General features: G+C 52.0%; 18 protein-coding genes and 1 tRNA gene. 8 read left to right on the top strand and 11 right to left on the bottom strand.

Annotation, left to right across the window (positions count from 1 at the left end):
* Nucleotides 1–23 precede the first annotated feature (23 nt).
* The 5 genes from lpxA (at nt 24) to H6F91_RS12170 (ending at nt 6,169) form a co-directional block, all read left to right on the top strand.
* A complete protein-coding gene (lpxA, locus tag H6F91_RS12150; RefSeq protein ID WP_190773531.1) occupies nt 24–839 on the top strand; it encodes an acyl-ACP--UDP-N-acetylglucosamine O-acyltransferase in 816 nt (271 codons plus the stop codon).
* Entirely contained in the window at nt 839–2,005 is a 1,167-nt protein-coding gene (lpxB, locus tag H6F91_RS12155; RefSeq protein ID WP_190773530.1) for a lipid-A-disaccharide synthase, read from the top strand. Before lpxA ends, lpxB begins: the two co-directional genes overlap by 1 nt.
* Nucleotides 2,006–2,255: 250 nt before the next feature.
* Nucleotides 2,256–3,056 (top strand): pentapeptide repeat-containing protein, encoded by an 801-nt coding sequence (locus tag H6F91_RS12160; protein WP_190773529.1) that lies wholly within the window; start codon nt 2,256–2,258, stop codon nt 3,054–3,056.
* A gap of 117 nt (nt 3,057–3,173) precedes the next feature.
* Nucleotides 3,174–5,039, top strand: coding sequence for a tetratricopeptide repeat protein (locus tag H6F91_RS12165; protein ID WP_190773528.1), 1,866 nt, complete (start codon nt 3,174–3,176; stop codon nt 5,037–5,039).
* 152 nt (nt 5,040–5,191) lie between these two features.
* A complete protein-coding gene (locus H6F91_RS12170; RefSeq protein WP_190773527.1) occupies nt 5,192–6,169 on the top strand; it encodes a polysaccharide lyase in 978 nt (325 codons plus the stop codon).
* Nucleotides 6,170–6,405: 236 nt separating this feature from the next.
* Here the strand turns inward: H6F91_RS12170 and H6F91_RS12175 are convergent, their stop codons facing one another.
* From H6F91_RS12175 to fusA, 8 genes are all read right to left on the bottom strand, one after another.
* A complete protein-coding gene (locus tag H6F91_RS12175) occupies nt 6,406–8,535 on the bottom strand; it encodes a glycosyltransferase (protein WP_190773526.1) in 2,130 nt (709 codons plus the stop codon).
* A gap of 102 nt (nt 8,536–8,637) precedes the next feature.
* On the bottom strand, nt 8,638–9,945 hold the full coding sequence (locus H6F91_RS12180) for an HlyD family efflux transporter periplasmic adaptor subunit (protein WP_190773525.1): 1,308 nt from the start codon (nt 9,943–9,945) through the stop codon (nt 8,638–8,640).
* 860 nt (nt 9,946–10,805) lie between these two features.
* Nucleotides 10,806–11,087: a peptidase gene (locus H6F91_RS12185; protein WP_190773524.1), complete on the bottom strand. Its 282-nt coding sequence runs from the start codon at nt 11,085–11,087 to the stop codon at nt 10,806–10,808.
* Between the two features lie 222 nt (nt 11,088–11,309).
* The gene (locus H6F91_RS12190; RefSeq protein ID WP_190773523.1) at nt 11,310–11,744 is read right to left on the bottom strand and encodes a DUF4363 domain-containing protein; all 435 of its coding nucleotides are present in this window, start codon (nt 11,742–11,744) and stop codon (nt 11,310–11,312) included.
* 209 nt (nt 11,745–11,953) lie between these two features.
* Nucleotides 11,954–13,327: an ATP-binding protein gene (locus H6F91_RS12195; protein WP_190773522.1), complete on the bottom strand. Its 1,374-nt coding sequence runs from the start codon at nt 13,325–13,327 to the stop codon at nt 11,954–11,956.
* A gap of 80 nt (nt 13,328–13,407) precedes the next feature.
* Nucleotides 13,408–14,097, bottom strand: a complete 690-nt coding sequence (locus tag H6F91_RS12200) for a response regulator transcription factor (RefSeq protein ID WP_190773521.1) — start codon at nt 14,095–14,097, stop codon at nt 13,408–13,410.
* Between the two features lie 409 nt (nt 14,098–14,506).
* Nucleotides 14,507–17,338 (bottom strand): Ig-like domain-containing protein, encoded by a 2,832-nt coding sequence (locus H6F91_RS12205; RefSeq protein WP_190773520.1) that lies wholly within the window; start codon nt 17,336–17,338, stop codon nt 14,507–14,509.
* A 539-nt stretch (nt 17,339–17,877) separates the two neighbouring features.
* Nucleotides 17,878–19,965: an elongation factor G gene (gene fusA / locus H6F91_RS12210; protein WP_190773519.1), complete on the bottom strand. Its 2,088-nt coding sequence runs from the start codon at nt 19,963–19,965 to the stop codon at nt 17,878–17,880.
* 180 nt (nt 19,966–20,145) lie between these two features.
* Here fusA and H6F91_RS12215 point away from each other — a divergent pair, with 180 nt between their 5' ends.
* The 3 genes from H6F91_RS12215 to msrA all read left to right on the top strand — a co-directional run bounded on the left by H6F91_RS12215 (nt 20,146) and on the right by msrA (nt 21,899).
* A complete protein-coding gene (locus H6F91_RS12215) occupies nt 20,146–20,283 on the top strand; it encodes a hypothetical protein (protein ID WP_190773518.1) in 138 nt (45 codons plus the stop codon).
* Between the two features lie 304 nt (nt 20,284–20,587).
* Entirely contained in the window at nt 20,588–21,115 is a 528-nt protein-coding gene (infC, locus tag H6F91_RS12220) for a translation initiation factor IF-3 (protein WP_190773517.1), read from the top strand.
* Between the two features lie 130 nt (nt 21,116–21,245).
* Nucleotides 21,246–21,899, top strand: coding sequence for a peptide-methionine (S)-S-oxide reductase MsrA (gene msrA / locus H6F91_RS12225; protein ID WP_190773516.1), 654 nt, complete (start codon nt 21,246–21,248; stop codon nt 21,897–21,899).
* A 348-nt stretch (nt 21,900–22,247) separates the two neighbouring features.
* Here msrA and H6F91_RS12230 read toward each other — a convergent pair.
* The 3 genes from H6F91_RS12230 to H6F91_RS12240 all read right to left on the bottom strand — a co-directional run bounded on the left by H6F91_RS12230 (nt 22,248) and on the right by H6F91_RS12240 (nt 24,387).
* Nucleotides 22,248–22,320, bottom strand: a tRNA-Thr gene (locus H6F91_RS12230).
* A gap of 119 nt (nt 22,321–22,439) precedes the next feature.
* Nucleotides 22,440–23,081 (bottom strand): response regulator transcription factor, encoded by a 642-nt coding sequence (locus H6F91_RS12235; protein WP_190773515.1) that lies wholly within the window; start codon nt 23,079–23,081, stop codon nt 22,440–22,442.
* Nucleotides 23,082–23,148: 67 nt separating this feature from the next.
* Entirely contained in the window at nt 23,149–24,387 is a 1,239-nt protein-coding gene (locus tag H6F91_RS12240) for a sensor histidine kinase (RefSeq protein WP_190773514.1), read from the bottom strand.
* Between the last annotated feature and the right edge of the window lie 82 nt (nt 24,388–24,469).

A 24,469-nucleotide genomic window follows, 5' to 3' on the forward strand; every position in this document is an offset into this window, starting at 1 on the left:
TTTAGCAACCCCTCGTAACCTACTTGGCTACCCTCATCCACCCTACCGCTGTTATTCATCCCAAAGCTGAGCTGCACCCGACGGTTCAGGTCGGTGCCTATGCAGTGATTGGCAGCCAGGTCAAGGTCGGGCCTGATACAGTCATCGGCCCTCATGTCGTTCTGGATGGCTGGACAGAAATTGGGGCACATAATCAAATCTTTGCCGGAGCTGTCATCGGCTCTGAGCCCCAGGATTTGAAGTATGACGGCTCGACCGCCCTGGTACAAATTGGTGATCACAACGTCATCCGAGAGTATGTCACAATCCATCGGGCTACCCATGCCGGGGAAGCGACTATCATCGGCGATGGCAATATGCTGATGGCCTACGTGCATGTAGGCCATAACTGCATTATTGGCGATCACGTGATTATCTCTAATGCCGTTTCCCTTTCGGGTCATGTGCATATCGAATCCCGAGCGCGTCTGAGTGGAGTGCTGGGTGTGCATCAGTTTGTTCACATTGGCCGCTACTCCATGGTGGGAGGCATGAGCCGTATTGAGCGGGATGTGCCACCCTACATGCTGGTGGAGGGCAACCCATCCCAGGTGCGATCGCTCAATCTGGTTGGGCTAAAGCGAGCGGGGATGGCTCCAGAAATCCCACTGCTGAAAAAGGCTTACCGTCTGCTGTATCGGTCAGGCTTGCCCTTTAGCCAGGCATTGCAGGAGTTAGAGTTGCTGGCGGATAACGAACATATTCACCATCTGCATCAATTCCTCTGGCGATCGCAACAACAAGGCCGTCGAGGCGTGATTCCGGGCCGCCGTTCGTCACGGCTACACCATGACGACTGATGGTTAAGCTTTTTATCAGTACAGGAGAAGTCTCAGGAGATCTTCAGGGCGCATTGTTGGTATCTGCATTGCGGCGGCAAGCAGAGAAGCGAGGCGTTGAGCTGGAGATTTTGGCTTTGGGGGGCGATCGCATGGCGGCCGCAGGGGCCACTCTGGTCGGCAACACCCTGGCCATTGGAGCGATCGGTATTTTTGAAGCCCTTCCCTATGTGCTGCCCACCTTGCAGGTGCAGGGTAGGGCTAAGAACTACTTGAAGCAGAATCCCCCAGACGCTGTGGTTATGGTCGATTACCTCAGCCCTAATCTCTCGATTGGCAAGTTTACGCGTAAGCATCTGCCTGAGGTGCCCACGGTTTACTACATTGCCCCTCAGGAATGGGTTTGGGCTGTAGGCAACGCGAATACTTTAGGGGTCGTGAACCTGAGCGATCGCATTCTTGCAGTATTTCCCCAGGAAGCAACTCACTATCAAAAGTGGGGTGGGAATGTTACCCACGTGGGGCATCCCCTGATTGATCAGATGGCTCAGTTTCCCAGTCGTGAGCAGGCTCGGAAAGCATTAGGGATTGCACCGGATGAGTTGGCGATCGCCTTACTCCCCGCTTCGCGCCGCCAAGAACTCACGTATCTATTGCCGGTTATTGCCGAAGCGGCTCAACGGTTACAGGCCCAGGTGCCACAGGCGCGGTTCTGGATTCCCGTTAGTCAAGAGGGGTTCCGTCCAAAACTAGAGTCAGCAGTTCAGCAGTATGGTTTGCGGGCGGCGGTGGTAGAGCATCCCTCCCAAACAGTGATTGCAGCTGCCGACCTGGCCATTACGAAATCCGGTACGGTCAATTTAGAAATTGCGTTGATGAATGTGCCCCAGGTAGTGCTGTATCGAGTCAATCCGCTCACAGCCTGGGTTGCGCGTAAGCTATTGAATTTCAAAATTCCTTTTATGTCACCGCCCAATTTGGTGCTGATGGAAGGAATTGTGCCAGAGCTATTACAGGAACTGGCAACCCCAGACGCGATTGTTCAGGAAGCGTTGCCTCTGTTAGCCGGCGCTCGCCGTCAAAAGATGTTAGCCGACTACGAACGGGTGCGTCAGGCTATGGGAGAGCCGGGAGTGTGCGATCGCACTGCCAATATCATTTTGGATATGGCTCTGGCTAAATTGTGATGTGTATTATTGCTAGTGTCGCGTTAGTTATGACATCAGGAGTGAGTGGGAACAATGCTCCCACTTACTCCTGATGTCATAACTAACGCGATCAAAGCTATTAGGAGGGAAACCGCAGGTTTCCCTCCTAATAGCTTGAAAATGATCTTGTCAAAATCTCCGGTGTGGAGGTTATCCTGAATGCAAATTCAGTCAGACCGTGCTGTATTTTACTCAGTGACGGATGTCCTACTGTGCTCGGAGCCTCTTCATGCATAAATCCCTTTCCTTCCTGGCAGCCCTAGCGGTCGTTGTGCCCTTGGGTCTAGCCGCTCCGGCTCAGGCCGAGAACCTGACCCATCTGCGGCAATTGATGAGCACTCGTGCCTGTCAGCAATGCGACTTACGGCGGTCTGGCCTGGTCTATGGTGACCTAGAAGGGGCTGATCTCAGCAACGCTGATCTCAGTGAGGCTAACCTGTCGCGGGCTAATCTACGTAATGCCAACCTACGGGGGGCCAACCTACGGGGAGCCGTGTTGACCAGTGCTGACCTGACCGGAGCTGACCTGAGTGGAGCCAACCTGCAAGGTGCTGATCTTCGCGAGGCTTACCTGAGTGATGCCAATTTGGTTGGTGCCCGGCTGGAGGGAACTCAACTGCATGGAGCCTTTGGTTTACCTCAGCGTATTTTGCCAGCCGAGGGGTACTATCGCTGGGCATTGGTCGAGGGGCAACGGGGTAATTACCAGGGGGCTATTCAATACTTGAACCATGCCATTGAGTTGGAGCCTGAACTGGCGGGAGCTTACCTGGCACGAGGTATTATGCGCTTCCGGACCAATGACTGGGAAGGGGCCATTGAGGATGGCAATCGGGCAGAACGTCTCTATGTGACGCTAGGCAGTAATCGTGGGCAGCAAACTGCGGCTCAGTTCGTATCAGGTATTCAAGATCTTCAGGAGGCCCAATCAGAAGCCATTGCTCAGGAGGAGCGCGATCGCCGCAATGGTCGTTTTATGAGCTTCCTGGGTTCCGTCGCTGGGCTGCTCATGCAATTTTTCCTGCTTTAGTGCCTGGTTCGTATTTTTGCCTCTACACAAAATTTTGGCAGGCGGCTAGCTTGGCCAACCGACCCTTGTTGGGTTGTCTCTGTTAGTCTGGAGACAATAGCTTCCCATGAGGAATTGATGGTGCGCGATCGCTACAACACTTTCCTTGAGCATGTTATCACCGAAACTCTGGCGGGTCGTATCCAGTCAGAGGCTCAGCTAGAGCGCCTGCTAACCGAGCAGATTGAAGCCGGTACCGGAGAAATTTTTGAGCGGATTTTAGACGAACAATTACAAAGCCTTCAGCAGACCGTTAACGCTGAAACCGACGAACTCAAGCAGGCCAAAGCAACGCGTAAGCTGCGAGCTTTGAAAAAGCTCCACGCTGCCTGGGAGAAGTGGCAGAAGCAGCGGCAGGCACAGGATGCTAGCGCCTCAGCCGTTCAACAAATTCGTACCGCTGACCCGGCTGAGCGGCTGACTGTGCTGAATCAGGCACTTGATCCGAACCAGGGCCACGGCTTCAACCAATCTCAAATTCAGCAACTGGCCAAAGCCTTACAGCAAGCTGCCGAGCAGACAGCAGATCCGGCGGAAGCCTTTGAACTACAACAATTAGCCACTGGGCTAAAACGAGGCTTGGAGTCCTACCAGCGCTTAGAGCCTCATATCGTCAGTTGGATGTATGAATCTCAACAAGCGGTAGGGTTTGAATCGTCTCAGGTGGTGTACGGCCCCTGGAAGACCTGGGCTACTCAGGTAGGTCGCCCGACCCTTCAAGCCCTATTCGAGGGGCAGTTGCAGAACCAGCCTGCCATCCTCTTTGCTGGCAACTGTACCGATTTGGATAGCAGCGGTTGGGTAGAACTGATGGTGGTGTTGCGAGGGTTGCAAAATGGTCTGGTTGCCTGGTTAGATAAGCAACCCTACAGCATCCAGGGAGGGCAGCACTTAGCTGGGGTAACCTTCCTCGTGTTTTCGGTTATTTGGTGTGAGCTGAGTGCTGGCTTTCAGCAGGCATCGGCTTTGCCAGAGCATCATCGGCGAGCGTTTTCTCAGGCTTCCTTCCAGAGCGCGCTACAAATCCTTCGTACCTTTGCCCGCCGCGACAATTTCCCGCTTTACGGTGGTGTGTTTGCATCCTTTTCAGGGGAAGGGTTCCGTGAAACCATTGCTTACCTGGACCAGCCGCTTCAGGTGGTGGAGAACGTTCAGGAGAAGGCTCGCATTCTCACTGTATTGGGGTATTCGCAACGGTTGTTGGGACAACATGAGCGGGCATTGCTGCTACATCGGGAAGCTCTAGAACTGGCCCGGCAGGCAAAGGACCAGCGTTGTGAAATTGCCAACCTCAATCATTTCAGCCGTTTGAGCCTCTACCGCAAAGATTATGAGGAAGCGACGAATCATGCCCAGTATGCGCTGATTTTGGCACGGCAAGTGGGCGATCGCCAGGGCGAAGCCAATGCCCTTGCTAGCCTTGGCTACAGCCAGGTCATGGCCCTGCGACAACAGGACGAGGCTGTGACCCCGGATGATCTAGAACTTCCCATTCAGGGCCTGGAACGGGCACAAAAACTGGCCGACAAGGATGATGTGCAGAACTTAGCCCTGTGTGCAGTGGGGTTAGGGATTGCTTATACGCTGACTGAGCAGTTTCCTCAGGCAAAGCAGGCTCTAGAACAAGGGGTCGTGATGGCGTCGCGGGTGGGCGATCGCGATCTGCAGGGGCTTAGCCATGCCTATTTAGCGGAAGCTTGCTACCAGTTGCAACAGACGGAACTGGCCGTGTGCCATGCTTGCCTGGGCATGTACCTGCTGGAGCAGCGGGGTAATGTCCTTTGGGAAAAACCTGCGGCGCTTTTAACGATTTTGAGAGGCCAGCTTGGAGCAGAGAATTTCGCAACGCTGCTAAATTCCTGCCGCTCCAACCTGGTGCCGGTCATTGGGGTAGATGGATTTGATCATTTGCCCGTGCTGATGACACGGTATCACGGGGCGTAAGGGCAGGGCTCGTAAACCAATCTCTACCTTTAGACTCTTATATTCGCTGTTGGCAGGATGACAGCCTACGGGTGAAGACAGGGCAATTTCCTCTAGAGCTTTAGAATGTAACAACCCTGTCTTACATCAACTCTTACTTCAGGCGAGATCCTATGCCAGAAACTAGTGTGAACGATGGGTTTGCTGGGGTTCTGGAAAACGCCTCTCGGCTCCCTCATTTAGAGCAGCTACGGGTTCAGAAGCTCTTTTTATCCAAGAAAGTAGGCCGTATTTCCCGTTGCTTAATAGGGATGACCCTGATTGTTTTACCGCTCAGCGGTTGTACGTTCTTTAAAGTTCCTTTGACCCTGGCTGAGGAATCGACAGATGTGGCAGGGGGGCGCGATCGCACCACAACTCTCTGGCGGGGCGACCTGGTCAATCCCAATTCGTTAGAAGCTTGGGGCTTGCAACCACAGGGCAGTTGGGGTCTAGAGAACCTGGAAGTGATGGCTGATCCAGATGGACGGTTTGGTCAGGTGATACGAGTGCATTACCCGGCGGGCTCAGCCAGCCCGGCCGCGACCCGGCAGGATGGTGCTCCTTCTGGAGGCGCACAATTTTACGCCAACCTGGGCATTGCCCCTCAGAACCGTTTGCGACTGAGCTATTACGTGCGGTTTTCTGAGAACTTTGATTTTGTGAAGGGGGGAAAACTGCCAGGATTGTTTGGCGGCGAGGGAGCTAGCGGAGGAGACAACCCGGATGGGACAGATGGGTTTTCGACGCGATTGATGTGGCGCAGGCAAGGGGAGGGGGAGGTATATGCTTACCTACCGACCAGTAGAGACTATGGGACGTCCATTGGCCGTGGGAGTTGGCGCTTTAGACCGGGCGTGTGGCATCGCATTGAGCAGGAGGTGACGTTGAACCAGCCGAATGCTGCCAATGGACAGATCAGGGTTTGGTTTGATGGGGCGTTGGTGTTGAATCAAGGTGGGTTGAGATTTCGGACGGTAGATCGGTTGCAAATCAACGGATTGTTTTTCTCAACTTTTTTTGGCGGCAATGATTCATCCTGGGCAACGCCGCAGGATGTTTATATTGACTTTGCAGATTTCTCGGTGTCCGCTGGAAATCAGGCTCAGTAAAGCAAAAGGGCTGATGTCTTGATGTTAGGTGCATCTCGACCCAAAACGCCTTAAAGTTGTCTTTCCGTGCGCGAAGCGCACGAAAAGAAAATCCTTTCAGCTATATGTATACACAGTAGCCGGCCCGTAAGCCGAGGTGCTGTCCTCCAGGCTCTATAGCGTGCAAATGCGTTAAGTACAGCAACGGTGGTGTGGGGCACGAAGTGCCCCACACCACCGTACTTAATCATTTTCGATTACTCAGCGCTTACGTATTCGATCGCGATATTTTGAGTGTGGCGTAGGATGACGGGCGATCGCGCTTCCTCATCCCCTTTGTGAGTTTTTCCTCCTTCCACTCGCAGGTTTTTCACGGAAGAGTCGTCAACACTCTGAAGCACAATTGTGGGCGCTTCTGAGAGGTTAGCTAAGCGTTCCGGCGGGCGTAAGGTAAAGCCGCTCAGTTGCACATTTTGAAGTGTTGTTGGGGGTGGGGCCATGCCGTTCTGGTTCGTGCTCACTTCGAGGGCTTGAGCGGGACGTACGATGAGGGCTGCCTCGGCAGTCGTGTCGGTGTGGGTTACGAGAATCGTACGCCCGACCCCGTGGCCCTTCAAGGTCAGATTACTGCGGTTGACTTCCAGGGGGCGAGCGAGATCAATTTCACCGATGGGAAGATTGAGTTGCACCGGTTGGTCGGCTGGCAAAGCTGCGATGAGGGTTTGTAGGGCAGCGGCATCATCTTTGCCGTCGTTGGGGATAATGGTGTGTTTGGTTTTGCCGTCCTTCTGGGCCTGGCCGACATCCACTACCAGGGTTGTGGGCTGGTGGTGAGTGTCATGGAGCAGCCATAGCCCTGCTAGATCCCATGTGGGATTGACGATACCTGTGAGCCAACCAACCAGAATCGCAAAGCTAAACACCTGGCTGTAAACCAAAAAACGTGAGGTGCCCAGCTTGACTCGGCGCGTCATCCCAGCTCCCTCGGCTGAAATGCTCTGGTTTCCCCGATTCGTCCAGCTCTGGGTGGCTAGATTCATTTGGGTCCAAATCTTAACCAGGGAGGAGCCCCACTGGCTGGCTAATAGAATGGGTAGATGGATAGGTTTGAGGTGAGATACCCGGCCCCAAAAGACAATTGCTAGCATCAGCGGTCGGCTAAATAAAATCCAAGCGATGATGACGCCTGCCGCCTGCCAGTTAGCAGTTAGTAAGGAACCGACCAAGAAGCCAGGGGTGAGCAAGCAAGTCCAAATGCTAATGCGCTGATCGAGCAGGTTGTACCAGATGTACCAGCCAGTGACATTGGGGCCGAGAGCGAGCGCCCGCCCGTTACTCCGCAACATATTGCCGTACCAGCGCCGCATATTCTGGTAGGCCCGATCCACCACAGAACCCGAAATCGTTTCGATGGAATATACAAGTGCATCGGGAATGTAGAGCATGTCATACCGACGTTGCAAAAGCCAGAACCAGGTACTCTTGTCATCTCCTGATAAGAACTTGAAGCGGCCCCAGAGCCAGTCATCCAATGTGTCGTTTTCGAGGCGATCGGCAAAGCTGGGGGCAAAGGCAGCTTCGGCTCGAAACAGCGAGAATCGCCCGGTTAGACACATCACTTTGCGATCCAGGGAGTCGGAGCACATCTGGTAATGCCGTTGAGCAAAGCGCAGATGAAACCATTCGGAAAATATGGGTGAGCCTTTGACAACCGGCAATTCATCTGTTGTCAAAGCACCTACTTTGGGAAACATCCGGAAAAATGGCAGACAGAGTCGGAGGGTACCGGGAGCTAATTCCGAATCCCCGTCCATGAGAGCGACAACCGTATCTGGCGGAAGGTTAAGGGTCGCGAGGACGCGTAAGGCATCAGCCATAGCCTTGCGTTTGCCATCCTTCTGGGTCATTTGGATCAGGCGGATGTGCTGCAAACCCGGATCTTCAGTTTCAAGAATGGCTCGAATGGCCGCATTTTCTTCATCACCACTGCTGTTAACGAGCAGGGTTACAGGTTGAGCCAGGGTTTTGGCCTCCTGTACGATCGCCCGAAACACACGCTCAGTGATCCAATGCTGCTCCCGGTAGGTGGGCACCAGAAAACACATAGGCGGTAGATATTCCACCGGAATTTGCTCCGCCTTTCGTCGCCAACGCGGAAAGACCCAGTGGAGGTAGAAGCGCGATCGCAACACTCTCCACAAGAACAAACTCCAGCGAAAGATTCCAATGGTGCCTAATCCCACCATGCCAAACACGTCCCAGATAGGTGTTTGGCTCGATCGCAGCAGGGATAAGCCAATCAATCCACACAGTGAAAAGGACAAAAAAGCCAGGAAGTTGAGTTGGGCACTCAGGGAGTTTTGCGGTTTTGCAGAAGAGATAACCATAGAGGTTCAAGATCGTAAATGAGCGGCAAGAACTGCAACCCTGATGGGAGGAGGTAAGACGTAGCTAGATAGGCAATGTCTAACGGGCACGGAAGAGGAGACTTATCGGCGAATCAACCCTTTCAAGCCAAAAGTTAATTGAGCTGCCTGACCTACCCCACACAACTGCTGGGCCTGAGATTGCTCAGCGTTAGGCGGCAGGGAGACCCGAATGCGAGTTAACGGTTGCCCGACTAAATGCTCTGGAATAGCGGGGGTTAATGCTTGCGTCTGGTCCTTAACCAGATCAGCGCGGCTAATGGCTTCTATCAATTCCACATCTCCCATAACGGTTTCTGCGGTATTTGCCAATTGCACCCGCACGGGTCTTTGGGGATCAATCTGATGAGCTTGCTGGGCGCTGACCAGCACTTCGACCCAAAGGGTATTGCAATCCAGCAGGGTCAGCAGCACATCTGGACGGCTCACTTGTTCACCCGTTTCCCGCTCAGTGCTGTAAATGACTCCTGAAAAAGGAGCCTTGACTTCAAGGGCTTCGCGGCTGCCATAGGCGGCCTGGGTCTGTTTTAGTTGCTTCTGGCTGGTCTCCAGTTGGGCGGAAAGAGTTCGGACGATAGCCGCTTGAGTTTGGATGCTCTGCATCAAAGCCATCCGTTGCTCTTGTTGGTTTTCACCGGTTCTGATGCCAATGCCCTGTTGGGTTGCATCACGTTTGGTTACAGCACTGCTGGCCCCGGCTTGGGTCTGTTCAACGGCCGCTTGAGCGGCTTCCCACTCGGCTCGTAGATGATCGACCTGTTGCTGAGAAACTACACCCGCTGCCAAAAGTTGTTGATAGCGCTCAAAATCGGCTTGAGCAGCGGTTGCTCGTGCCAGGGCAGCAGACACCATTGCTTGATGTTGAGTTACGTCATCGGAAGCGATCGCCGTATTCACCTCTTGCAATGCCTTTTCCTGCTGCTCCAGGCTTTGCAGTTGGTTTGTGAGCAAATCCAATAATTGACGGGCGGCTGCCAGTTGAGTTGTTTTTTCAGCAACATCCCCTTGTAGTTGCAAAAGGGTCTGCTGCTGTTGCTGCCCAGGAACGACCCGTGCCAGCACCTGTCCCGATTGCACATCAACCCCAGAACTCGCGAAGAAGTCTTTAATTTCGCCCTCCATGGGGGTTTGCAATCGTACCAATCGCCCTGTAACCAAACCTTCTCGAACCGTGGTGTGAGTTAGACGGTACAAAATGGACGCGGAACCTGTACTGACGGCAGCGAACCCAAGCCCTAAACAAGCCGCTGCGATCGCTAGACGTTGCCAGAGGGCAGGCGATCGCTCTTCTTCAGGAAATGGATATGCAATCGAATGAGATGCCGCGATAGGCGGAATGAGGGAGGAGGGCTTTGTAGGAGTTTCTACCATGGCTCTAATTCAATAGAAGTGACGTAGGCACGGCCGAACATGGCTATTGACCTAACTCGCAACCAACGGCTGAAAGGTTAGGGCTGTGCCAAGTATTCAGAGGATGACAAATTTTGTTTTTGGAGTACTGCGTATCAGTTCAAGAATCTATGCCAGTCGCTCGAACGGAGTCTTATGGAATTTCAGGGTTCTATTCAAGCCTGATTCATCCTTCAAGGTGCAAGCAATCAAATCGTTTCGCCGTACAACCGTGTAACGCTCAATTTTTTCAGCAAAAACACTGAATCTCTTCGTCAGATTAATGCAGAAATTGGCATTTTCTGTATAGAAATGATGAAGACCCAGGAGGTATTAATAAAGCTTTGATGAACTTGAAGCCAGGACTTTTGTCGCCCTGCTAGAGGCGTAAATCTAAGAGCTTTCTTTTGAAGAGGCTTCTGACTTAGGGAGGACTAACTCTCTATCTTGAGGAGTAGCATGCAGTTTCTGCATAGCTACACATCCTAGGTTCAGAATTTAGACATTTTCATCAGGTGCAGTGGATGAAGCACACTACACCCAATAAAAATGTATTAGATATAGCAAAATTGCGTAAGTCCTGAATGATCAAGATTTGTACTGAATAACCTGTTATTCCTCTTGTAGAAGTAATAGCAAAGCTACCACTTCTACAAGAGGAATAACAGGTTGCTTAATTTGTGATTTTTAGACATTTCCTGAGTGATCTGAGGTTGAGTTAAGAACGTTTTTAAGTGCCGTGCATCGTGCAACGCTCGAAAATTCTTGTGACTCGATATATGCTCACCTCACTTCTCAAATCTGCCGCCACAAATTCTGTAGGAATACTGGATGAAATATGACTATCTAGCAGGTTTTTGCTTTTTGCGTTTAAATATCCCTGACATACTTAATCCAGTAACCACTAATCCCAACAAACCCACTCCATCGAGAATGGGATAAATGCCTTCCAAATTGAAGATCTCCCCTGTATGAATCTTCAGTAACCAGCCTGACGATACACCCAGGCTCAAGCCCCATTCCCGCACGAAGGTAGCCAGTATTCCCGTCAGAACTGTCAGCAGAATAGGGAGTGAAATAATGAGTGCGATCGCCCGATGATACTTGCGGAAGGTACGCTGCATAAAAGGTCTCCATTTCTAAAGACTAGGGAGAAATAGGCGTTTTCTTGGTTCTGCGGGTCAAGTTTTACAGAGGTAAAAAGGGATCTATAATTCCATCTCAGAGTGATGGGGAGGGCGAATTACGATTCGCCCTAATATCTACTTCCTCAGGTGCATCTAATTTCTTACAGGCCTGTTTTGCACAAAAACAGTATGTAAATATTTTCCAATTAGCTCCTGGAATTAAGAGCTTGGAATTCCCTGAATATGAGTTCTAAGAGATTGAAGAGCCGTTAGAGCTTGTCCTGGCCGAGATGCTTCTAGTGCAGCTGTAACGCGATCTATATCGGCTTCAATGGCATCATAACTTTCTGAAGATTTTGCTTTGACGCTATCTTCAACAGGGCTCCAAACGTCTTCAAATTTCTCAAACTCTTGCCGAGCTTTTTGAAGCTTTTTGGCTTTAATGTCTGCTCTTGTTTGTCTGACAACCCTAAGTAGTTGAGAATACTCACTTTGAGCTTGAGCTGATTGTGTCGTTCCAGTTTCTTCAGGTTGAGCCTGCGTTGTTGTGTTGGATGCAGGGGCAGGTGTGGTGCTTGCTGTTTCCGTTTTACCACATCCAGTCAATGAGAAAACGCCGATTGCACACAGCAAAAGTACATGCTTGAATCTCATAACTTGCTCCTGTTTAAGACGGTTTGCGTGAACTTTCTCAACAATAGAAAAGTGCTAGTAAAGAACTCGGGAAGAAATAGAAGATCACCCTAAAGGTAGGTTGGCTTTTGGAGAGGGGCGCTCTCAACATGTTCTCTTACACATTGGTTTGTTGTGCGTACACTGCACTTAATTTTTTCTGTACTGAGGCAAGTCTCTTAACAAGCTGATTAAGCTGTTGGCAGAGTGACCTGAAAGCAGCTACCTTTACCCTGTTCACTGGTCACGGTGATTTCTCCGCTGTGACAATTAGCGATCGCCTGAGCGATCGCTAACCCTAACCCTGAGCCTTCTTCACGTTGGGCTCGAGCTTGATCTGCACGCCAAAAGCGATCAAATACAAACGGTAGGCTCTCGGCCGCGATACCAATGCCAGTATCCTGTACGTTAATGACGACCCAATTATGTTCTTCCTGGGATGACAAGGTGACGGTCCCGCCCTTCGGCGTGTAATACAGGGCATTGGTCACGAGGTTAGTCATCAGACGCTTTAAAGAGTAGGGATCGCCGTATACCATTGTGTCGGCCTGTAGCACTGCCTTGAAAGTGATGCAGCGTTGCTCAGCCTCAGGTGCATACTGATCAACTACCTCCTCCAGTAACTCGTCGATGGGAAAGGTCAACGCAGTAGATTGGTTGTCGGTGATTTGATCAGATCGGGTTAACCATAGTAAATCGTCCACCAGTTGGCTCATTTGACGAGTAGCACTGGCGATCGCCTCCAATTTTGGCAAATCTGCTACATCTACCCGCTCAGGATGACTTTGGATTACATCTACGGAGGTTTTAATGACAGTCAGTGGTGTACGCAGTTCATGGGAGGCGTCTGCTGTGAACTGCTTGAGTTGTTGCATACTGGCTTCGATGGGTTGAAGTGATTGTCGCACTAACCACCATCCCCCAACTGCCGATAACCCTAAAGCCAGCAAACTACCCCATTGCAGGCCTGAACGGAGTCTTTTTAACTCAGCGGCGATCTCCCCATCCAATGCGCTAACGCGTACATACCCTTGCAGCACTGGTTTTGTTTTAGTACGAGCTTCTGAGTAAACTGGCACAGTTAATTGATGAATTAATCCGTCTAGCGTGCCGTCACCATCAATATCTTGACCTGCTGCTGCATCGTCCTCGTTTTCGTTCTTCCGGGTATTTGTAGACTGTTGCTGTAGAGGCTTAAACGGTATTGTCAACAAAGGATTTCCTGATTGTCCCACTAGCTGTCCCTGGGTATCAAACCATTCGACGGCTTGGTGTTCTTGTTGGAGTTTCTGCCAGGAAATATCCAAATCGCCATCATTATCGAGAATGCTAGCTGGAATGGACGTGTGGCGACTTGCCAGGATGTCGGGCAGGCTATGAGCTGCGGCATCGGCTAACAGCGACAAGTCGTGGTCCGATTGTTGCTCTAGATTGAGGGCAACGACATGGTGTACCACGGCCCCAAAAGCGGCCAGAGTGCCGCCAATAACTCCCAGTGATGACAACAGCAAGCGCCATCGTAGTGCTTTGAACTGGGGGCTAATGCGAACAGAATCTGGAATCATAACAGTTGCTAAGCTTCTTCAAAGCCCATGATTTGAGCCACACGGTTATTGTTTCTCAGTGTGGACGAGGATCAATGTTTTTAACTTCCTGAATCTTGACCGGCTGGTTTGAGACGGTACCCCAAACCATAGACGGTTTCAATGAAGTCTGGTGCGCCCGCGGCAGCTAACTTTTGCCGCAGAGACCGGATATGCACTTTTACGGTTTCCTCTCCGGGTGTGGTTTCCGAAGCCCAGAGTTGCTCGAGAATACTGCTTCGGCTGAGGGTTCGGTGGCTTTGACGCAAAAACAATTCAAGTAGTTGGTACTCTTTGGGGGTGAGGGTGAGGGGGCGATCGCCATACCACACCTCCAGGCTACCCGGATCAAGGTGTAAACCACCCCACTCCAGAATGGGGGGAAGGGTAGAGCTGCTTCGGCGGAGTAGGGCCCGAATTCGAGCCATCAACGCTTTGAGATCGAAGGGCTTGACAACGTAGTCGTCGGCACCTGCATCCAGGCCAATGACGGTATCGGTATTGGTATCTCTAGCGGTGAGGATGAGGACGGGGGTCTGGATGCCACGTTGGCGTAAGCGTTGGCAGAGTTGAATGCCGTCTAGTTTGGGGAGCATCCAATCTAGCAGGATTAAGCTGTATTGGTAGGCTTCGGCCATATCCCAGCCTTCTTCGCCATCAGTCGCAATATCAACGGCGTATTGCTGATCTGTAAGGGCTTCGGCAAGGGCTCGGGCGATGCGGGTGTCGTCTTCTACCAGCAGGATTTTCATAGCGTTGGGGAGGCGATCGCTCGCTACATTTTTAGTGCAGCGCTTCTTGCACCAAACCAAACAAATTGATGAATATTTGTCCCTTAATTTTATCGAGTTCGGTTTTACCCGTCGCTGAATTGAATGGATGAAATGGGGTGTGGAAGCATAATTCCACACCCCATTTCATCCATTCAATTCAGTGACATTAATTGTGTGAGCTCCCTACTAAGGGGAACCGCGAAGCGGTTCCCCTTAGCGGAAAATGCAGGAAACATAGCGTGTTTCTTGAGAGCACCTAATCGGACTGAAGGGCTTAAATCTGCGCTCTTTCGTGAAAATTTAGTGAGGGGCGATCGCCCCTCCAGATATACAGTGCTACACCCCTATAGCCGCCCAGTGCTGTGAGAAACTCTTTTCAACGGCGTCATTACGACGCTGGTCGCAATAGGATGATACGGCCAATGGTGCCGTTCCCCGGGTATAACTCGTTTACATAAATGTCCCCGGTGGCGGTGTTTTCAATCAGGTCTAGGGGATTTGCAAACCCAGAAGCAAGCACATTCTTCGCGGCCACATTACCAGAAGCGTCCAGCGTCAGAGCAATAATGTCATCCCCTGCGCTGTACTCTGTAATTAGCAAACGATTTCGTAGCACGCCACCAAACGTATTGCTCTGGTATTCAATAATGCCATCGGTAGAGCGGCTAAAGCCAAACGTATAGATGGATCCTCGATAGTTGGGGTCTGGAGCTGTGCCAATCGGATAGCCCGTAAACGATCCACTGGAAACTACCTCTCCTGGATCTTCACCACTGGTAGGATTGCCCCCATTGAGGATGTACTCTCCACGGGCACTGTTGGGATGTCCATAGTAGCCTCCCTGCACAACACGGAACAAATAGTCGGGACGACTGCCTACGTTAGAGAGAGCTTCATTGGCAGGGGTATTTGGGTCATCGGGGGTTGAGCCGCCCGCCCCTGGCCCATTGCCGGGTACATAGAGTGAGCCGTTGCTATGGAAGACAAAATCATAGCCATTACGGATACCTGTGGCATAGATTTTTACCGGAGCATTCGCGGCGTAGGGGTTGTAATTCCCTGTCGTTGTCACCCCACCATCGGTTGTGTAGTTATTGGTTTGTACATTGAAACCGCCTGCGGGAGGGGTGAGACGTGGGTTAATTTGCAACACCGCCGCGGATAATAATCGCTCAGGTCGTAGCGACCAGGTAGGATCAGGAGATCCCGTTGAAGTATTACTTCCCTGGGCCAGGTAAAGCAGCCCATCAGGGCCAAACCGCAGGCTATTGCTGAAATGCTCTTTGCTGGAGCGGGGTAAACCCACAACGTAGTCCTGAGCGATGCCTGTGAAATTGGTGCTGTCCTGGATGGTAATCCGGGTAATTTTCCCGGTGAAATCTTCGGTTAATGATGTTCCAGTGGGAGCATTATGCGATATCCACAATACGTTCGGGTTGGTGGGGTCAACGGCAATGCCAATCACATCCCGATTGGGGAAGGGGCTACTGCCACCGGCAACTGTAAAGGTCTTGAGATTGGCCAGTCCTCCCTGGGCATTTACTGTCCAGCGGCGTACCTGGCCATCCAGGGCGGTTGCATAGAGGAATTGGTTGTTCGGGCTCATGACCAGACTGGTGATCGGTGCTCCGGTGAATACCTCTGTGCGATCGAAGTTCACACCCAAAGTATCGGGGACTGCTGTGCCTGTGGTGAAGGTCAGGCTATAGGGTAGAAATGAGCGACCTACCACATCCTTGACGCCATCGGTAATGCGCAGCGTGTACTGAGTATTAGCATCCAGCAGCACGGTAGGTTGAATCACAATCGTGTCATTTCCGCCGCTGGTGTTGGCCACACTCGTCACAGGTGCGTTGTCCCGAGTGCGGTAGAGCTGAATTTTACCGGGAGCCAAAGTCCGCCCATCGACCCCAATACCAACCCCCACAAGACTCAGGTCGCTGATGGTGATGGCGGCTCCTCGATTAACGTTGCTGGCGTTTGCCAGAGGAGAACTGACGACGCGGGGATGGGGCCCTGGTGCGATGGGAATAATTTCGACAAAATTAAGGCGGGTATCAATCCCGCCTTGAGCATTTAAGGTGAGTTTGCCATCGGCTACGGTAACGGTTGCGGTCGCCAGTTTGTAATTTTCGAGGGTACTGGGTCGGAAACCGGGAACCAGGGTTACCCCCTCCGCTTGAATTCGGTGGGTGGAAGTGAGTGCGCGATCGCCCACACTAACGGTCACACTATAACGACCGTTCGCCAGAGCATATTCCCAGGCTCCAGGCCGAGCTTCCCCTCCGGGTTGCATCCGAATTCCACTATCTAACCGTTGCTCAACGCCAGAGGTATTGCGATCGAATATACGATTGCGCATATCCAGTGGGGTATGAGTCCCTTGAATTACCCAGCCATAGCGCCGGGTAGTTGTAAATTTTTGCCCAGAATCGACGCGGTAGCCTTGAGGAGCAGGGGCTGTACTGGGTTGGAAGTTAATCCGAATCGGAGTGCCCTGGAAAAAGGAAAAGCTGGTGTAGTCAAGTTGACCGGGAAGCACGTTCACCAGGGTGGCGATCGCCTGTCCTTTAGCTCGTATCTGGGTGTTTGCTCCTTGACGGACCAGGGTTAGATCTGCAAAGGAGGTTACTTCCGGCACTCGATTAATCATCAACAGATCCTGGCCCCGTTTAAAGTCCAGGACTGTATTGGCCTGGTTGGGTAGGCGGCCGTTCGCTAACCAGAAGCGGTCAGCCCCTGCCCCCCCTCTTAAACGATTGCGTCCCAGACCACCCCACAAATTGTCCCGTCCCAACCCACCAACCAGAATGTCGTTCTGCCTAGCGTAGAGACGATCGCCTCCATCATCTCCATATAAAGTATTGCCCCCACGGCCTATACGCGCGTCGATAGTGTCGTTGCCAGCTTGCCCATAGGCAATGGTGCTCTGGCCGATGATCAGGCGATCGCTCCCTCCTCCGGCCAAAATACGAATATTACCGGACAGGTTTTGAGTATTGATGACATCGTTGCGGGCGGTTCCGCGAATAGTGCGTAGGCTACGAGAGCTATGGGTATGAATTAAGGCTTGGGCTGCGGGATCGACTGAAAGACTGGAGGAAACTTGAGCGGATTGAGGATACGGCTCAGAAAAGGGAGTTGGAGACAGCAGAGACGAGGTTGCAATGACGCCAGAAAAGGTTCCTGGCTGGGTTAAACCAAGGTTCTCAAGTGACATGACTTCTCCAGGGGATAAAAGTTTAGATAGTCTTGGAAGACAAGCGATCGCACCCCAAATAGTCTGAATAGGCGTGGATTGGTCAGTTCTTTCAAACAGCACGACGCCTGCCTGACGGAACTGCTACCCCATAAAGACGGTTTCTTAAAAATTTGTGCCTACGATAACCAGGCAAGCGCTATTCTAGTCCCCCTGTACGCTAGCAAGCTCTTCCATAAGGAGTATCGTTGTTCCTTTTGATCAGGTATCAAGTTTTACCCTGACGTGATGTGCAGTTTAAAGCTCGAAACAAAGGCCCTAAAGCTTTATTTTTCTTGCGCTTTTAGCCTAAGAAAAATAAACAGGACTTACGCAAGTCCACCACGTATAGAGCATTTGTGTTGTGGGTGGTGTGCGAAGTACACCACCCACAACACAAATGCGTAAGTCCAGATAAAGCTTTAGGGCCTCATGCGATATAGGAAAAAAAATCCCGAGTAACGGATGTTACTCGGGATTTTCCTAATTAGGCACTAACGCTAGATACCGCGTTGTGGGTTTTATACCGCCGCTGCCTGACGCTCTTTGGCTTCCTTGATAACCACCTCTGCCACGTTGTTGGGGCAGGGCGCGTAGTGGGAGAACTCCATGGAGAACTGACCACGACCGGACGTCATCGTCCGCAGGTCACCGATGTAACCGAACATTTCGCTCAAAGGTGCTTCCGCTTTGACTCGAACACCCATGGGGGTCTTGTCCTGGGAGCGGATCATGCCCCGGCGACGGTTGAGGTCACCGATGACATCACCCATGTAATCTTCAGGCGTGAACACGTCGATCTTCATGATCGGTTCCAGCAACTGAGGACCCGCCTTCGGTAGGGTTTGACGATAGGCAGCACGGGCAGCGATTTCGAAGGCGATCGCCGAAGAGTCCACAGGGTGGAAGCCACCATCGGTCAGAGTGACCTTCAGGTCTACGCAAGGATAACCTGCCAGTACACCCTTGACGATGCTGGCCTGGAAGCCTTTCTGAACCGCAGGCCAGTATTCCCGAGGTACGTTACCCCCAGTAACCTTAGACTCAAACTGGAAGCCTGTTCCGGCTTCGCCCGGTTCGATGACGTAGTCAATCTTGGCGTATTGACCCGATCCACCTGACTGCTTCTTGTGAACATAGGTATCAGAGAGGGTCTTGGTGACGGATTCACGGTAGGCCACTTGAGGCTTACCCACTTCCACTTCGATGCCGTGGGTACGCTTGAGGATGTCCACCTTAATATCCAGGTGCAGTTCACCCATCCCTTTGATGATGCACTCGCCACTTTCCTGATCAGTTTCGACGTGGAAGGAAGGATCTTCCTGCACCATCTTGCTGAGAGCCATACCCATCTTCTCGTTCTCGCCCTTCTTCTTAGGAGCAACGGCAACGGAGATAACGGGCTCGGGGAACACCATCGGTTCCAGGGTCGCAGGTTGCTTGGGATCGCAGAGGGTATGACCCGTCTGAACGTTCTTCATACCTACGATGGCAACAATGTCACCCGCCTGGGCTTCATCGATTTCGATCCGGTCATCGGCGTGCATTTCCACCAGACGGCCAATCCGCTCGGTCTTACCAGTAGCGGTATTGAGCACGTTGTCACCCTTCTTCAGGGTACCGGAGTAGATCCGGGTGAAGGTCAACGCACCGAAGCGGTCATCCATAATCTTGAATGCCAGAGCTCGCATGGGTTTGGCTGGATCAACTTCGGCAAATTTGCCGGTTTCGTTTCCTTCCAAATCCACTTCAGGTTGAGGATGCACTTCCGTGGGGTTGGGCAGGTAATCAACCACACCGTCGAGAACGAGCTGCACACCCTTGTTCTTGAAGGAGGAACCGCAGTAGGTGGGGAAGAAGGACAGGTTGATGGTGCCCTTACGGATACAGCTCTTGATTTCGTCGATAGAGAGTTCTTCCCCTTCCAGGTACTTCTCCATCAATTCATCGTCCTGCTCCACAGCCGTTTCGATCATCATCTCGCGATACTTCGCGACTTGATCGACCATATCGGCGGGAACTGCTTCGATGGTGTACTTCTCTGGGTCGCCAGAGTCATCCCAAATCCAAGCTTTCTCAGTCAGTACATCAACTACACCGGTGAAAGTGCTTTCCACCCCGATGGGCAGGGTCATCACCAGGGGCTTCGCTCCCAGGATGTCTTCCACCTGCTTCACCACGCGGTAGAAGTCAGCGCCCATCCGGTCAAGCTTGTTGACATAAATGATGCGGGCGACTTTGGAATCGTTGGCATAGCGCCAGTTGGTTTCGGACTGAGGCTCTACACCGCCCGAACCACAGAACACACCAACCCCACCATCCAGTACCTTCAGAGAGCGGTACACCTCAATGGTGAAGTCAACGTGACCGGGGGTGTCAATAATATTGAACTGGTGATCTTTCCAGAAGCAGGAGGTCGCCGCCGATTGAATCGTGATCCCCCGCTCTTGTTCCTGCACCATGAAGTCAGTGGTGGCCGCACCTTCGTGAACTTCACCGATTTTGTGGATTTTCCCGGTGAGCTTCAGAATCCGTTCGGTAGTGGTGGTCTTACCGGCGTCTACGTGCGCGAAGATACCAATGTTTCGATAGCGCGTGATGTCTTTCATAGTTGCTCTCTAGTTAGGTGCTGCTAACCGCGTGGTGATCACCTTCAAGGTTTACTCAGAGGGAATCGGCGCTGTCCTTCATAGCCAGCGCGGGCTGGGGCTAAACCACTCGGAGCATGAGAAAACCTCTGGATGCCTGTGGCGACAGTACCAATCTTTGAATAATTGTAAATCTTTTTGATGCCAAACGTCGATCAGGCTGCCCTCTATCGACCGGCAAAATCCCCCAAAAAATTGGGTGGATTCCCGCCCATCCAGCCTGCGATCGCCCTCTTCCTTCCCCTTCAAGGAGGCTCGAAAAGCTCTGAAAGCAATTAACTTTCGTGTGCAAAGCCTACGAAAACTAACATTTCAGTGACCCCCTGGACCTGGCTGATAATAGCCCAACAAATTGAGACCACACAGAAGAGCCTAGGGGAATTTGAGGTTATTTCCCTCCAGTCTAACGCTGGAATTAGGGATTTAGGGAGGCGATCGCCCTTTAGAGTGCCCACGGTTTTCTGAAAAGAACAGGGTTCGAGATCATAAATCGTGAATAAATCCACGCTGTTGAGGCCGGTTATCCACGGTTAGATATGACGTTTAACAAAGCCTTAGCAAGTTTCCCTGCGCTATCCTGGTAGTGTGTACTAACAACTATCCCCTAAAGCGGGAGGGCACCATTATCGTTACAAAACAACTGATCAACCGTCAAATTAGAGCTCCTCAAGTTCTGTTGATTGACCATGAAAATACAAACCACGGTTTGACAGATACCCGCGAAGCCTTGCGGATGGCAGGGGAGGCGGGTCTGGATCTAGTCGTGGTGGGCGAAGGCAAAGAAGTGCCAGTCGCGAAAATTTTGGATTACGGCAAGCTGCAATATCAGCAAAAGAAACGGCAGAAGCAGAGTGCTCGGCCTACCGTCAAAGAAGTACGGCTACGGCCCAATGTGGGTGAGTCTGACTACCACCTGCGGATTGAGCGAGCAATTGAGTGGCTGAGCAAGGGCGATTCTGTAAAGTTCCAGATTCGACTTCGGGGTCGGGAAAACCAGAACCGCGATCGCGCGGTCGATCTCCTCGACAAGATTGTCGCGGATATCGGCCAAGCTGGTAAGCTGCAATCCCTGGATAAACGTGCGCTAATTGTACAGCTCACGCCAGGTTAATTTCGGTGCGTTTAACGCACAAGATTAACGTGTAGAGCTGTGGGGGGCATTGGTTCGGAAATGCCCCCCTTTGCTCTTTGTAAGAATGCTCTACCATAAAGGGGAATTAGCCAAACGTCCCCACAAACCTATGGTCTTATTTGGATTCGGTAAAAAATTAAATCTACCGTCCCCGTCTGAAGCTCTACCTGGACGGGCAGAAGTAATGCCTGTAACCAATCGTCATTTTGTGAATGGGAATCCCATTCAGCCTCCGTTTCCGGCGGGTATGGAGACAGCGGTGTTTGGATTGGGATGTTTTTGGGGAGCTGAACGCCGCTTCTGGCAGCAACCCGGTGTTTATTCTACTGCTGTCGGTTATGCAGCTGGCTCTACGCCCAACCCAACCTATCGGGAAGTGTGCTCTGGGATGACCGGGCATAACGAAGTGGTGCTGGTCGTCTTTGACCCCCAGAAACTCAGCTATGCGGATTTACTAAAGGTCTTTTGGGAAAGTCACGACCCAACCCAGGGAATGCGCCAGGGTAATGATGTAGGAACCCAGTACCGTTCTGGCATTTACGTTTATTCTCCTGAGCAACGCAAGCTAGCCGAGGACTCACTTCAGCGCTATCAAGAGGTGTTGAAAGAGTCTGGCTATCCTGCGGTTACAACAGAAATTCTGGATGCTCCGGAGTTCTATTATGCAGAAGACTATCACCAGCAGTACCTGGCTAAGAATCCAGGGGGTTACTGCGGTCTAGGTGGAACGAGTGTTTGTTACCCAGCAACAGCGAACGCCTAGCTAAGTTAGCCTCAATCTTCTGGAAACGGCTCGTGCTTTATAGACACGGGCCGTTTCACTATAAGGCAGGGATTCTTATTTCTGGAGGTGAGATACAACCATCTGGAAGAAGCGTTACAAAGGCTAGAGCAGCATATCGCGTTAAATGCATCACGGGATGAAGGCTGAAAATGGACGTAAAACGCGGCTTGCAATGCCATTCTTAGCATCGCCAACAAAATAACCTGTCGTTCAATACAAGACCCTTAGCAACATCGTTGTTGCAGAAAGGATGTTGAAAGGGCGATCGCCTAAAACAAAAGCGTCTTGAGCTCTCTCAAAACGCTTGTGGAAATTGGCTTTTCTTGAAGCTGGTGACAGGATTTGAACCTGCGACCGGCTGATTACAAATCAGCTGCTCTACCAGCTGAGCTACACCAGCAACTGGCGTAAAACAATATAACATTGCTTTTAGGCATTTGTCAGGGGAAAGCGTAAAAAAAATTCTACTTTTGTGTGAAACCTCAGCATTGCTGAAGTTTCACACAAAAGTAGGAAGGGTCAAAGAGCATCGCGGTGAGTTTGGGCGAAAAGGGCAGCCTGAGTGCGATCGCGCAAATTTAACCGCGCCAGCAGATTTGTCACGTGGTTCTTCACGGTTCCTTCCGAAAGGTAAAGTGCCTCTGCAATCTCGCGATTGCTAGCTCCGGTGGCAATGAGTTTCAGAACTTCCCGTTCGCGGGGGGTTAGGTGCTGAAGCTCGGGGGGCGGGGGTGGGGTAGAGGGAGTATTGAGGTAGACCGTGAGTTTTGTCAGGATGCCGGGACTGAGTTGGGTGTACCCCTGGTGAGCGGCGCGGATAGCGTCAGCGAGGGTTTCGGAGGGGGTGTCTTTCAGCAGGTAGCCAACAGCCCCTTGGCGGAGGGCGGCCGTAACATAGTCATCGTCGTCGAAGGTCGTGAGAACGAGCACTTTGGAAGCTGGAGTCTGACGGCAGATAATCTCGGTCGCGGCAACGCCGTCCATCTCTGGCATGCGGATGTCCATCAGAACGACATCTGGATGGAGGGCTACAGCCTGCTGTACTGCCTTCTCGCCCGTATCTGCCTCCCCTACTACCTCAATGTCGGCTTCCATCTCCAGCAGTGTGCGTAGGCCCTGGCGAATCAGGTGCTGGTCATCCACAATCAACAGTCGAATCATGGCATTGCTTCAGGGGATGTGTTTTAGGAACGTGAAACCGATCGCCTTCTCCATGCCTGTAGCTGGATCAGGATAGCTCAGGGGGAATTTCAATCTCGATAGTAGTGCCCTGATAGGGAGCACTATGTACTCGGAATTGGCCTCCCAGGGTCGAAGCACGTTCGCGCATTCCTTGCAGACCAAAGCCTGTGGAGTTTTGTTGAGGATCGAAGCCACGGCCATCGTCGATGATGCGGAGGGTCAGCCCTGTGGGTAGGTTGTGCAGTTGAATCGTAACTTCGCTGGCATGAGCGTGTTTGACGATGTTGGTAAGGGCTTCTTGAATAATGCGGTAAAGACTGGTGCGGAGATCAGAGGGCAGGTTTTGAGAAAGGTGGATGGAATAGGTGGGAGCAATCCCTGTGTTTTTTTCAAAGTCTCGGGCGAGGGTGGCGATCGCCTCTTCCAACGACTGCCGTTGCAACGGATCTGTACGCATGGCTGCAACCGATTGACGCACATCCTGTAATGCAGTTGAGCCGAGTTGCTTCGCTTCTTTAAGGAATTGCTGAGCCTTTTCGGGTTGGCGAGGCCATAGTTTGAGAGCCGTTTCCAGTTGTAGATTGAGGGCCGTGAGGGAGTGGCCCAGGGAGTCGTGAATCTCACGCGCAATGCGGTTCCGTTCCTGAGACATCGCAAGGTTTTCGACGCGGAGGGCATAGTCACGCAGCTGGCGATTGGCATCCGCTAATCGCTGGCGACTGGCCCGCTCGGCCATTAAAGCATTGACGAGAAATAACACGAAGACCAGTGCGAGCCCAAAAGTGAGCAGAGAGTTCACGGCAAAGGCGCTGACAACGGGACGCAGGCGATCGCCCAACTCTGGTGAGGGAGCCCAATCTCGCAGCCGCAGCCGTAAGGCCGTCAGAGTAGCAAACATCCAGAAGGCGAGAAATGTTACGGTGATGCGCCCAGGCAAGCGATACATCAGGCAACTGCGAATCACCAGCACGATGTAGAGCACTGGAAATACTTGTAACCGTTGGCCGCTGCTGATGGTAGCCAGAGCCAGCCAGCCAAACTGCAGCAATGTATAGAGAATGGCGACTGGAAGTCGTATGGGCAACCGTAGACCCATAGCACCAAACCCCAGGATGCTGATGTATTGCATAACGGGGAAGGAAGGTGGCGGCGGCCCAAAATGGTGCGGTGGTGGCGGAGGTACTGGCAGAAATGTGTCGTTGAGGAGGGCGATCGCCAATAACCCCCATTCCAGATGTAGCAGAAATGGGAAGGGATGATTACGGGGGGTAATGGGACGCTCCACAGGTTATGAACCACGCGATATCCCTACAGTACCGTAGTCTCTGAGGAGCGCGATCATGACTAAAGTCACGGGTATACTCGTG

It is taken from the genome of Leptolyngbya sp. FACHB-8, assembly GCF_014695575.1.
Taxonomy (GTDB): Bacteria; Cyanobacteriota; Cyanobacteriia; order Elainellales; family Elainellaceae; genus Vacuolonema.